General features: G+C 38.6%; 13 protein-coding genes. 11 read left to right on the top strand and 2 right to left on the bottom strand.

What is annotated here, in order from left to right; translation table 11 throughout:
* Window positions 1–2 precede the first annotated feature (2 nt).
* The gene (locus QE429_RS15345; protein ID WP_307288132.1) at window positions 3–1,364 is read left to right on the top strand and encodes an MATE family efflux transporter; all 1,362 of its coding nucleotides are present in this window, start codon (window positions 3–5) and stop codon (window positions 1,362–1,364) included.
* Between the two features lie 110 nt (window positions 1,365–1,474).
* Here the strand turns inward: QE429_RS15345 and QE429_RS15340 are convergent, their stop codons facing one another.
* Window positions 1,475–1,672 (bottom strand): hypothetical protein, encoded by a 198-nt coding sequence (locus QE429_RS15340; protein WP_307288130.1) that lies wholly within the window; start codon window positions 1,670–1,672, stop codon window positions 1,475–1,477.
* A gap of 219 nt (window positions 1,673–1,891) precedes the next feature.
* Here QE429_RS15340 and QE429_RS15335 point away from each other — a divergent pair, with 219 nt between their 5' ends.
* The 8 genes from QE429_RS15335 to QE429_RS15300 all read left to right on the top strand — a co-directional run bounded on the left by QE429_RS15335 (window position 1,892) and on the right by QE429_RS15300 (window position 9,938).
* On the top strand, window positions 1,892–2,923 hold the full coding sequence (locus QE429_RS15335; protein WP_307288128.1) for a Bug family tripartite tricarboxylate transporter substrate binding protein: 1,032 nt from the start codon (window positions 1,892–1,894) through the stop codon (window positions 2,921–2,923).
* A gap of 64 nt (window positions 2,924–2,987) precedes the next feature.
* Entirely contained in the window at window positions 2,988–3,440 is a 453-nt protein-coding gene (locus QE429_RS15330) for a tripartite tricarboxylate transporter TctB family protein (protein ID WP_307288127.1), read from the top strand.
* A gap of 31 nt (window positions 3,441–3,471) precedes the next feature.
* Entirely contained in the window at window positions 3,472–4,998 is a 1,527-nt protein-coding gene (locus tag QE429_RS15325) for a tripartite tricarboxylate transporter permease (protein ID WP_307288125.1), read from the top strand.
* Between the two features lie 77 nt (window positions 4,999–5,075).
* Window positions 5,076–6,701 carry an ATP-binding protein gene (locus QE429_RS15320; RefSeq protein ID WP_307288123.1) on the top strand — a complete coding sequence of 542 codons (1,626 nt, stop codon included), beginning with the start codon at window positions 5,076–5,078 and terminating at the stop codon, window positions 6,699–6,701.
* Window positions 6,664–7,371: a response regulator gene (locus QE429_RS15315; RefSeq protein ID WP_307288121.1), complete on the top strand. Its 708-nt coding sequence runs from the start codon at window positions 6,664–6,666 to the stop codon at window positions 7,369–7,371. Before QE429_RS15320 ends, QE429_RS15315 begins: the two co-directional genes overlap by 38 nt.
* A 128-nt stretch (window positions 7,372–7,499) precedes the next feature.
* On the top strand, window positions 7,500–8,231 hold the full coding sequence (locus QE429_RS15310) for a sigma-70 family RNA polymerase sigma factor (protein WP_307288119.1): 732 nt from the start codon (window positions 7,500–7,502) through the stop codon (window positions 8,229–8,231).
* Between the two features lie 29 nt (window positions 8,232–8,260).
* Complete coding sequence (gene clpP / locus QE429_RS15305; RefSeq protein WP_307288117.1) at window positions 8,261–8,842, top strand: ATP-dependent Clp endopeptidase proteolytic subunit ClpP; 582 nt, start codon at window positions 8,261–8,263, stop codon at window positions 8,840–8,842.
* A 616-nt stretch (window positions 8,843–9,458) separates the two neighbouring features.
* Window positions 9,459–9,938, top strand: a complete 480-nt coding sequence (locus QE429_RS15300; protein ID WP_307288115.1) for a hypothetical protein — start codon at window positions 9,459–9,461, stop codon at window positions 9,936–9,938.
* 52 nt (window positions 9,939–9,990) lie between these two features.
* Here QE429_RS15300 and QE429_RS15295 read toward each other — a convergent pair whose 3' ends face one another.
* Window positions 9,991–10,731, bottom strand: a complete 741-nt coding sequence (locus tag QE429_RS15295) for an HAD family hydrolase (RefSeq protein ID WP_307288113.1) — start codon at window positions 10,729–10,731, stop codon at window positions 9,991–9,993.
* 199 nt (window positions 10,732–10,930) lie between these two features.
* Here QE429_RS15295 and QE429_RS15290 point away from each other — a divergent pair, with 199 nt between their 5' ends.
* Window positions 10,931–11,500 carry an MOSC domain-containing protein gene (locus QE429_RS15290; RefSeq protein WP_373463260.1) on the top strand — a complete coding sequence of 190 codons (570 nt, stop codon included), beginning with the start codon at window positions 10,931–10,933 and terminating at the stop codon, window positions 11,498–11,500.
* 198 nt (window positions 11,501–11,698) lie between these two features.
* The gene (locus tag QE429_RS15285) at window positions 11,699–12,310 is read left to right on the top strand and encodes a TetR/AcrR family transcriptional regulator (protein ID WP_307288111.1); all 612 of its coding nucleotides are present in this window, start codon (window positions 11,699–11,701) and stop codon (window positions 12,308–12,310) included.
* Window positions 12,311–12,420 lie beyond the last annotated feature (110 nt).

Raw genomic sequence — 12,420 nt, 5'->3', positions numbered from 1 at the left:
TTATGAAACAGACCTTTACAATTAAGGAAAAGACAAAACAAATCATCGTTTTATTAATTCCAATATTAATTACGCAGCTTGGCATGTTTTCAATGGTATTTTTCAATACGATTATGTCAGGAAAATACCATTCCTCAGACTTAGCAGGGGTGGCGATTGGTTCCTCGGTTTGGAGCCCTATTTTTATGGGGATAAGCGGGATCCTGCTTGCGGTTTCACCAATCGCTGCACAACGATTCGGTGAAAAAAGAAGTAATGAAGTTTCGTCTGTTGTTAAGCATGGAATGTACCTTTCAATTCTTATTGCTATTGTAGTTATTTCCGTAGGATCCATTTTATTAGATCCCATTTTAGACAAAATGAAACTGCCAGTAGCGGTTCAAGAAACAGCCTCTAATTACTTAGTTGGCCTTAGTTATGGAATTGTACCACTTTTTATTTTTAACGTACTGCGGTCCTTTATTTACGCTCTGGGAAAAACTCGTGTGGTTATGGTGATTATGCTTGCTTCATTACCACTGAATTTCTTCTTAAACTACGCGTTTATTTTCGGTCATTTTGGCTTTCCAGAGCTAGGTGGTGCTGGGGCAGGGTATGCGACATCCATTACGTATTGGCTCATTATGGCGATGACAATCTTCATTGTGAAAACACAGGATCCATTCTCATCCTACCCGGTCTTTGGGAAAAAGAAGGAATTCTCATGGGAAGAATGTAAGGAGATTTTAAAAATCGGTGTACCAATGGGCCTTTCTACGTTTTTCGAGACAAGTATGTTTGCTGTAGTTACGATTCTACTAAGTAAATTTAATGTCACTACCATTGCTGCATATCAATCGGCATTAAATATTGTTTCCTTTTTGTATATGATTCCTATTAGTATTTCAACAGCACTGACTGTTCTTGTCGGATTCGAAGTCGGTGCACGGCGTTATAAAGATGCGAAACAATACAGTTGGCTGGGTGTTTCACTGGCCATTTGTATTGCGCTCTTTACAGGATTATTAGTCGTTCTTTTCCGTTATCAGGTGGCTGGTTTTTATTCGAATGAAGCAGCAGTAATTAATTTAACTGCTAACTTCTTGATTTTTGCATTGTTTTTCCAAATATCCGATGCGATACAGGCCACTGCACAAGCGGCATTAAGAGGGTATAAAGATGTCAACCTTGCGTTTATTATGACATTAATCGCCTATTGGCTAATTTGCCTCCCAGTTGGATTTATGTTGGCTCATTATACAACCTTAGAAGCAAGGGGCTATTGGATTGGATTAACCGTGGGATTACTTGCAGCCGGAATTGCTTTATCCCTCCGACTCATCCACATCCAGAAAAAGAAATTCGTAAGTCTTAAGGCATCGTAATGTGTCCGCAACAGGAGTACAAATGTCCACAAATGGTGTCTGACACCTAATAGTATTCTATTAAAATAGCAATTAAAAGACGCCATCCTAAAAAGGATGGCGTCTCGTTTTTAAAATAATTTTTTCATACCTAACCATTTGGTAAATAGATTTTGGTTTTTATCAGTGATTTTTAATTCGTCCATGATTAGTTTATCACGATTCGTTGAAATCCAATTCTTTAATTCTTGCTTATCTTTACAGCGCGTATAATATGTTTCCCCACCTTTTCCAAGTGCGTTGACAACATACCTACATGTGTTCCCCATAGTGCCCACCTTTAAATGTAATAATGTATTCTATATGGATTATAACAGGCTAAAAAAATTAGTCCACTATTATTTTTCAGCAAAAATCTCCAAATTTCTTCACGTGAACAAAATGAACAAAATGATTTATAAGTTTTTAATGTTGTTTAAGTGCATAATCTATGCAATTTGAAAAGATTTTGTAAAATTAAGAAAACGTTTACAAAAGGGGGAAGTAAAATGTTTTCTTTTAAAAGAATTTCAGCAGTTATGTGTGCAGGTGCTTTAGCATTAAGTCTTGGTGCATGTAGCAGCAGTAAAGAAACAGCAAGCTCTGGTAAAAAGGAAGAAAGTACAGGCTATCCTACCAAGTCTATTACCGTTGTTGCGCCATCTGGTGCAGGGGGTGGCTGGGATTTAACAGCACGTTCATTTACAAAAGTACTAAGCGAGACAAAGCTGGTGAACCAGCCAATGACAGTAGAGAATAAACCAGGTGGCGGCGGCGCAGTATTTATGGCGGAATACGCAACCCAACATGCGGCAAACAACGATATGCTCTTTGTTAGTTCACCGCCAATTATTATTAACAATCTTAAAAAAGAAGGAAACAGTCCTTATGGCTACAAAAACACTACTCCATTAGCACAGTTAACCAAGGATTTTGGAGCCATTGTTGTAAAAGCTGATTCAAAATATAAGGACCTTAAGTCTGTATTGGATGATGTGAAGAAAGATCCTACTAAACTAACATTTGCAGGTGGTTCCGCACCAGGTTCGATGGACCATTTGATTTCCATTCTTCCAGCATACAAATATGGGGTGGACCCTACAAAAATTAAATATGTTTCCTATGATGGCGGTGGGGAAGCCATTACTGCTCTGCTTGGTGGAAATGCCGATGTCATCGGAACAGACGCTTCTAGTGTGAAGGAATTTTTAAAGGCTGGAAAAATTCGCGTTTTAGCTGTCACTTCTTCAGAACGATTATCCGGTGATTTTAAAGATGTTCCGACCGCAAAGGAACAAGGAGTTGACGCAGAATTTACGATTTGGCGCGGAGTGTTCGGTCCTGAAAAGATGTCTAAGGAAGCAAAAACTTATTGGGAAAAAACCATCGATAAGCTGGTACAGTCACCGGAGTGGAAGAAGGAAGTAGAAACACAAGGTTGGGAATTACAGTACAAAAACAGTGCAGATTTCAAAAAGTTTTTAGAAGATCAAGATCAACAAGTTCAGCAGTTATTATCTGCCTTAGGCATGCAAAAGTAAAAGTTAGGGAGTGGGAAGGAGTGTATTCTCTCCTTCCCCTTTTAAATAGAAAGGGGGAGTACAAATGGATATCAAATTCGATCGTGTAGCATCAATATTATTTTTAGCAGTAGGAGTGCTTTTTATCGTTGGAAGCAAGCAGCTTGCAACCTCCTCTTATGGGAGTGTAGTAGGTCCCGATATCTTTCCATTTATTCTTGGAATCATCCTAGTTTTATTAAGTATTCGGTTGTTTTATGAAACGCTCATGACAAAAGCGCACCATAAGGAAAAAGAGAAATTGGAATATAAGCCATTTTTAATCATTTTTGTTGCTACATTGATTTATATCTTAGCACTAGAATCAGTAGGCTATGTGATAACAACTTTTGTATTTTTATTTGTTTGCTTTCAAACAATGGAAAGGTCGAAGTGGGTGAATTCCCTCATAATATCTGCTTTATTTTCCGGAATTGTCTACTATATATTTGTTGAAGTATTAAAGGGAACACTTCCAGGCTGGCCGATATGGTTTTAATCGCAGCACCTAAAGAAAGGAGGAAACATGTATGAGTACTATTGATTTTTTATTTCAGGGCTTTGGAACTGCACTTATTTGGTATAATATCATTTTTGCCTTTGTTGGGGTGTTAATTGGGACAGCTGTTGGCGTCTTGCCTGGTATCGGTCCCATGAGTGGTGTGGCACTTCTTATTCCGGTAACGGCCTCGATTACAGGTGGACTTCCACCTGAACAAGCGGCTACTAGTGCAATCATTCTATTAGCAGGCGTTTACTATGGAGCGATGTATGGGGGATCCACCACTTCGATTCTATTAAATACACCAGGGGAATCCTCCTCTGTTGTGACCACATTAGACGGGTATCAAATGGCAAAGAAGGGGAGAGCAGGAAGTGCACTTTCCATTGCGGCCATTGGATCGTTTGTAGCAGGGATCGTGACATTAATTGCCTTGATTGCATTAGCAAAGCCCTTATCCAATGTGGCGCTAAAATTTGGTCCTGCAGAGTACTTCTCCTTAATGCTTCTAGGATTAGGAGCAGTTAGCGGATTAGCAGGAAAATCGGTAACAAAAGCATTAATTATGACGGTATGTGGTTTATTACTAGGAACAATTGGAATCGATAGTGTTTCCGGAATTGCTAGATTCACTTTCGATGTACCTTGGCTTTTTCAAGGCATTGAATTCTTAACCATTGCTGTCGGGTTGTTTGCTTTAGGTGAAGTGTTCAAGACAATTTTAGAAAAAGAAGAAGAAGAGGTAGATATTGCAAAAATTAATAACCTCCTTCCATCAAAGGAAGAATTGAAAGAGTCTGCTGGACCGATTGCCCGCGGAAGTATTCTTGGCTTCTTTGTAGGGATTTTACCAGGCGCCGGGGCAACACTTGCATCCTTTTTCTCTTACATTCTTGAAAAAAAGATTTCGAAAACTCCTTCTAAATTCGGAACAGGAACCATTGCTGGGGTAGCTGCACCTGAATCTGCAAACAATGCGGCCTCTGGTGGCGCAATGATCCCATTACTGACTTTAGGGATTCCAGGGTCAGGCACCACGGCAATCCTTATGGGGGCTCTGATGATGTACAATGTACAGCCAGGTCCATTGTTATTTGAAGACCATCCACAGGTTGCCTGGGGATTAATTGCCAGCATGTTCATCGGTAACATCATGCTGCTAGTTTTAAATTTACCACTTGTGAAGGTGTTCGCGAAAATCATTCAAACACCTAAGAAATACTTAATTCCTATGATTATAGCGATTTCCATTTTCGGTGTTTACGCCGTTCAGGTGTCAACGAACGACCTCCTTCTTTTGTTGGGCTGTGGTGTTCTCGGATATTTTTTCAATAAAAATGATTATCCGATCGCCCCATTGGTGCTCGGTCTCGTTTTAGGACCTATGATTGAGAATAATCTTAGAAGAGCATTGACCATTTCTAATGGTGATTACAGTGTATTTGTCACACGCCCAATTTCCTTGGCTTTTCTTCTCATCACTGTACTTTGGTTGGTGGTCCCTTTCATGATGAAACGAAGAGGGAAAGATGTCATTATTAATGTAGAAGGTTAAGTTTCTGAAGATTGAGAAAAAACTCCTTTTTATGAGGAGTTTTTTTTATTATGATAGGGGGAGAGGTGTTTGTCTGAATGCGTATACATACAAAACTAATGCTGGGAATTTCCATACTTATCATTGTTCTTGGAACAATCATAGAATTTACTTTTAAAAATATCATGGAAACTAATTTAAAACATGAGATAGGTTCGAAGGCACTATCTGTTGCTCAGTCGATTGCCAACATGCCTGAGATTCAGGCCGCCTTTCGGACGAATAATCCTTCAACCATTATCCAGCCTATTGCAGAAAAAATTAGAACACAAGTAGGAGCGGAATTTATTGTTATAGGAAATCGAGACGAAATTCGGTACTCACACCCGAATCCCAATCGTTTAGGACAAAAAATGGTGGGAGGAGACAACGGTCAAGTATTCAAAGGCAAGTCGGTTATTTCCGAATCAACCGGGACATTAGGTCCTTCCTTAAGGGGAAAAGCACCTATTTTTAGCAACGGCGAGGTCATTGGCGTCGTTTCAGTCGGGTATCTGCAAACAGATATTGAAAAAGAAGTGTCTAGGCTGCAGAAAAAAATTTTTGTTGCCACATTAATCATTTTAATTGGGGGTTTATTGGCGGCACTATTAATCTCGCTAAATATTAAAAGAGCGATATTTGGCTTAGAACCAAAAGAAATAGCTTGGATGTACCAAGAAAAACACGCAATCTTGGAATCTATTCATGAGGGGATCATTGCAATCGATACTGATGGAAGAATTACGGTGGTTAATGAGACGGCACATACAATCTTGAAGGTACCCAATCATATTCTGCTTCGAGGTAAAAGAATAGAAGACGTACTGGTTAACACTCATTTACTTGAAGTTGTTCGGACGGGACAAGCAGAGTATGATCAGGAAATTATTATTATGGGGGATGTTTATTTAGCTAACCGAATTCCTATTTTTAATAACAAAAGCGAAGTCGTCGGTGCTGTTGCCAGCTTTCGAAGCAAGTCAGAGCTTGCTCAACTGCTGCAAGAATTATCGCATGTTAAATCCTACGCAGAGGGATTGCGGGCACAAACCCATGAATATTCTAATCGTCTCTACACCCTTCTGGGGCTGATTCAACTGGGGTCCTATCAGGAGGCCATTGACTTTATTTCAAAGGAAGTTGATGTTGCCCAAGGGTTCATCCAATTCTTAATGAGGGAAGTACCAGACCCTATCATTGCTGGGTTTATATTAGGAAAGGTTAGTTTAGCCAGCGAATTAAAAATAAATTTTACTATTGATAGAGAAAGCAGCTTTAAGGATCTGTCACCTGAAATCAGTAGAGATTTATTAGTAACCGTCATTGGAAACTTGGTTAATAATGCTTTTGAAGCAGTAAAGGGAAATGAAAAACAAGAAAAATGTGTGTCCATATTTTTGACTGATCTAGGCAAAGAACTAATTATTGAAGTGGAAGACAACGGGAATGGAATTGACTCTGAGGCGAGTGATCAGATTTTCCAGGCAGGCTTTACTACTAAAAATACTAGCAGTAATGCCGGAATCGGACTCAGTTTAGTACAAAGAGCTCTGGACGACTTAGGAGGAATGATTACATTTTCTTCAAATGTTGGAGAAGGCTCTATTTTCACAGTAGCGATACCAAAAAGCAGGGGGGATTTGTATGCACAACAGTCACGTAATCTCAGTGTTAATTGTTGAAGATGACTTAAAAGTAGCAGAGATTCAGAAACGGTTTCTTGAACAAATCGCTGGGTTCGAAACAGTCGGAATTGCAGCTAGTTACGTAGAAGCCAAAACACTAATTGAGATTCTCCAACCAGACTTGCTACTATTGGATGTGTATTTTCCAGATATGAATGGACTAGATTTACTAAAGGAAACCAAACAGCAGGCTAAACAAATGGATGTCATCATGATCACAGCAACAAAAGAGATCCATAAGGTCCAAGAAGCCATAAGCATCGGTGTCTTTGATTATATGATTAAACCAGTAGTGTATGAACGTTTTAAACAATCGTTACAACGTTATAAAGAATACCATACTAGCCTTTTACAATTAGGTAAAGAAGCTTTCCATGTCACCCAACAGCAGGTGGATAAGCTATTGCGTAAAGAGAGCGAGGGAAGCGGCAACGAAAAGCAATATTTACCTAAGGGAATCGATCCGTTGACACTTGAAAAGGTATTGGAGGTTCTAAAGCAAGAAGGGCGTGGGCTAACGGCTGAATTAGTGGCTAAAGAGATTGGTGTCAGTCGAACAACCGCAAGGCGTTACCTAGAACATTTGGTGGCGGAAGAAAAGATTGAGGCTGACCTTTCCTATGGAACAGTGGGACGGCCAGAACGGGTATACTTGGTACATCAATAACCTTTAGGACAAGGTTAAATCCAATATTATGAACATATAGTATGATTAGAAAAAATTTTTTTGCCCCCGTATCTTTTTAACCTCCTTGAAACGTTTATAGGGTAGAGAGTGCAAAAGGAGTGAAAACCATGTCACACAAACTGATAAAGGACAGCGTGGAAAGTATAGAGGATGTGTATGGGTTTGAGGATGTTTTTTGGATGGAACATTATCCAAAACTCCAGCGATATTGCCACTTTCTATCCCAAAATAAATGGGATGGAGAGGATATCGCACAAGAGACATATTTAAAGGCATTAAAATACGCGTGTCAACCCCAAAGGATGACAGCCGCATTATTAAATAAAATGGCTTACAATCATTGGATTGACCTGCTTCGTAAAAGAAAGAAGGAAACGCTTGAAGAGGATTCATCCTATTTGGAAAGTCAAAGTTCTTCAAATAGAGTGGACGGGTTGAACCACACAGTTGAATTATTATTAAAAAAATTCACTCCAAAGCAGGCAGTCATCTTTCTTTTGAAAGAGGCGTTCCAATATCAGCTCAAGGAAATTGCAGATATTCTGGATGTCTCAGAAATCGCAGTGAAAGCCAATCTTTACCGGGCAAGAAAGAGACTGGAGAAAGAAAACGAAGAGGGTCAATCCATGGGTTTGGAATCCTTTTGGGATGAGGAAAATCAAGAACAGCTTTCGGAATTGTTTTATGAGGTGCTGAAAGCAGATGACCCTGCCGTTCTCATTGAAGCCATTCCTTCGTTAAAAAGTATTAGCGGTCCTGAGCCTGCACTTATGTTTAAAAGTACTCAGAAATCCACTCCAAAATTCTCTCCTTCAAGCACTCTCTGTATGGCTGCATAGCCAATTAAATGCTTCAAGGAGGAAAAGAAATGAGTACCATTCCGTATGTAATAGAGCAGTCTAATCGAGGAGAACGATCCTATGATATTTATTCACGTTTATTAAAGGACAGAATTATTATCATTGGTGAAGAAATCAACGACCATACAGCCAATAGTGTGGTAGCACAATTATTATTTTTAGCGGCCGATGCACCCGATAAAGAAATATCTCTTTATATAAATAGCCCAGGAGGGTCTACGTCTGCAGGGTTTGCAATTTTCGATACAATGCAATACATTAAGCCAGATGTACGGACGATTTGCACAGGAATGGCTGCTTCCTTTGGGGCCATGTTGCTTCTTGCAGGGACAAAGGGAAAACGGTATGCCTTGCCAAACAGTGAAATTATGATACATCAGCCACTAGGAGGAGCGAGAGGGCAGGCAACGGAAATAGAAATATCTGCCCGAAGAATCTTAAAGCTCCGAGATCATGTGAATAAAATCATTTCAGAACGGACAGGACAGCCAATCGAAAAAATAGCAAAGGATACGGACAGAGATTATTTTATGAGTGCAGAAGAAGCAAAAGAGTATGGGATTATCGATGAAATTCTTTATCCGAAATGAAGATAGTTAGTTTAAGATGAGCTATGCGACTAAACAAGCGCATAGCTCTTTTGGTGAATTCCGATCGAATAAATCTTGATTGGAAAGATTTTAGCAATCATCGGTCCAATCAAGTGCTTTCTTGTGAGAACCTTAGCTGAATTTTGACACAGTTGAAGGAAAAAGTAGAAAGATTGTCAGAAGACAAGGCAACTTTGGACAGAGTAGGTGGAAAAAGGAGAAAGATTGTCAGAAGACAAGGCAACTTTGGACAGAGTAGGTGGAAAAAGGAGAAAGATTGTCAGAAGACAAGGCAACTTCAGACAGAGTAGGTGGAAAAAGGAGAAAGATTGTAAGAAGTGAAGGCAACTTCGGACAGAGTAAGCGAAAAAACAGAAACATTGTCAGAAGGCAGGACATATTCAAACAAGTTTTAATAAAGTAATCACGAGCTAGTCAAAACTTAAATAACTATATTTGGAATTTGTGTTTTCTTTAGATAAATTCCTTCGTATGTGACATGCGAGGATAACATACATTTATTCTAACAGAGTTATGCTACTCAGTTTATTCAAATACAACGCACCTGCAGCAAGAATCGAAAATAGGTCCATCATGAAAACAGGAGGGGCTGTGTATGAAATTTACGATACAGTATATACCGCTTGAAAAAATCAAACCTGATTTATCGCTGAAAATTACGGAGCATATTAAGAAGCTCCAAAGATTAATGTGGGACTGCATGTTTGTGCTGGTGGTCAAAAAAAGTCGAAAGGACGACAGTTACATCCTTGTTAGTGGGCAAGATCGACTAGATTCACTAAAAAAATTCACTAAAAATATTTATGCACCGTGTATAGTGGATAAAAGCGGTTCTACCGGAATGATTTCATGGTTTCATCGTTTACGAAACAAACAACCCCTAGATGACTTTCCCCTCATGCCAACCAGTTGGTCAATCGTTCGAACCTTTTTAAAACAAGAGCCTCGGTTTAAAAATCTCACCCGCTCCGAACAAATAAGAGTGCTGCTTATTGCCGCACGTTACAAGAAAACCGTGATCTATACAATGAAGACAACAGTGAATGACATTCTTAGGAATGATAAAGAAATGTAGTTTTAAAATAGCCAATAGAAAAATGGCTTGGAATATTTCCAAGCCATTTTCTTTATATCGCTTCATGAACAAAAGCGTAATCTCTAAGGTACTCAGGGAGATGCAGCAGTGACTCAAGCTCTGCAAAAGTACCACTTGGTTCAATTTCTAAATCTATAATATTATAACTCCATTCAAATTCTGATGGGATATGGATGGCATTGATACCTAACTCGATAGCAGGCTTTACATCTGTTTTTAAAGAATTCCCAATCATCCAGGTTATTTTTTTGTCGGAATCTATTTTATTCAGTACTTTTTTCAGGGTGCTCGAGTTTTTATGTTGCTGAATAAATATTCGGTTTTCAAAGTAGCGATCTAAACCTAACTGATCAATTTTCCTTCGTTGATTTTTCATATCCCCGCCTGTAAATAAATACAATCGATGACCATCCTCTTGGAGACTATCCAAAACATCATATACGTAAGGAAAGGGCTGCACGTCAAGTTTAAACACTTCTTGACCAATCCTACGTACCAGGTCAATTTCACTTTTCTTTATGGCTCTACCGTATTTGACGCAAAAAAATTTGTAGGTCAATACTAATGATTCTGGATAAAGGGAAGAATGTAAGCCATGGTTATCTACATTTTTTACATCAATTTCAAGTTGTTTTTGAAGAATTTCTTCCTTGGAAAGGAAATCGAACCAGTTTTGCAGCTGCTCAGCAAATTCATTTTTAGATTGAATAAAGTACTTGCTGCAGTGGATGAGGGTATCATCCAAATCCAATATTAAAGATTGTTGATTCATAAAATCAATTCCCCCTTTAATATGGTGTAAAATAATTATATGGGTAAAAACTGTAACAATGCTAAAAAACAATTTCCATATTTAAATTATGCCTTTGGATATAGAAGCTAAACTTGTTTAAACGTGCCGTTACACCTACATAAAACATTTAGCCGGGGGGTAGGGCTCGTTTCCTACTACATAATGGAAAGAAGGAACAATATTGAAAAAAGCAGAAGCAAAAGTAAATGCCATTTTAATAGCAGATCAACCGGAATCATTCGTGACAAGGAGGATTCCAAAAACCATTCTTGAGTTTGGCGGCATAAGAGGGGATCGGCATTTCGGTATGATCGTTCCATCAGATTCTCGTCAACCCATGTATCCAAAAGGGACAGAAATTTTCAATCGACGTCAAATTACGATTGTATCAGAAGAGGAACTTGCGGAAATTGCTGAAGGACTTGGGGTGGATTATATTTTACCCGAATGGCTAGGGGCCAACCTTCTATTAAACGGATTTCCTGAGTTGACGAAGCTTACCATGGGCTCGCGGCTACTTTTCCCAAATGGTACGGGGTTAATCTGTATGGGAGAAAATCAACCATGCATCTTTCCTGGTGAAATGATTCAAAGACATTTCGAAAACAATCCTAAGCTTGCGGCCAAATTCGTCAAAGCCGCCTACAAAAAACGCGGAATTGTCTGCGCTGTGGAATGCCCGGGAGAAATAACCGAAGGCGAAGAAGTTCAAATTCTCCTAAACGATTTTGCAAATCCGATGCAATAAATGGTGTCAGGCACCATTGAAAGACAGTGTCCATCTCAGGTGGACACTGTCTGCTTTTAGGGATAAGAAATTTGACCTAGCAAAATAAAAATTATTTAGACTAAATAGTCTTTTTAAATAACTCCTACTATGTTTTAATGGATATATATAGAATCTTATTTATGTTTTCATTTATTTACAAAGGACGGAGGTGTAAGAATGCCGCCAATCGTTTCAGATTCACATAAAGAGAAGAAGAAGAAGGAGATTTTGGCAAGTGCCCTGGTTTGTTTTGCAAAGAAAGGTTTTCAAGTGGCAACCATTGATGATATTGTAGTGCATTCAGGTATTAGTAAAGGCGCGATTTATAACTATTTTAAAAGTAAAGATGAGATATACTTAGAATTAATGAATTCAGATACAAAAGAAACTTATGAGAGTTTAGTCAAGGACCTTTCGACGTATAAAAGTGCTATTGAAAAGATTCATTTTTTGTTTAACGTTTATAGCCAAGTGGACTTTTCAAATAAAGAAATTCAAGGGAAATTTATTGTTCATGATGAATTTAAACTCCATGCTGCTAGACATCCGGATTTAGCGGAAAAACTAACGGACCGAAGAAAACACTATTTTGTCAACCTGCTTGCTGGGATTGTTAAAGATGGTCAAGAATCAGGGGAAATCAAAAAAGACCTTCAGCCAGAAGTAATGGCCGACATTTTTTGGTCAATGATTAACGGTGTCACGGTACAGTCGGTATATACAGATTATCCATTTAAAGAAGTACTAACCGAAATGAAGCAAATGTACTTAGAAAAAATAAAAGCATAAATTTTGAAAAGACAAGAAACTATTCTTGTCTTTTCTTCGTCTAAGACAGTGGAAACCAACCAAATGGTTCAAAAATAGGCTTAAATGGACTACGAAAAAATATTTTAATA

It is taken from the genome of Bacillus sp. SORGH_AS_0510 (genome assembly GCF_030818775.1).
GTDB lineage: Bacteria > Bacillota > Bacilli > Bacillales > Cytobacillaceae > Neobacillus.
Note: the sequence above shows the minus strand (reverse complement) of the source record. Positions and strands in the feature narration are given on the sequence as shown.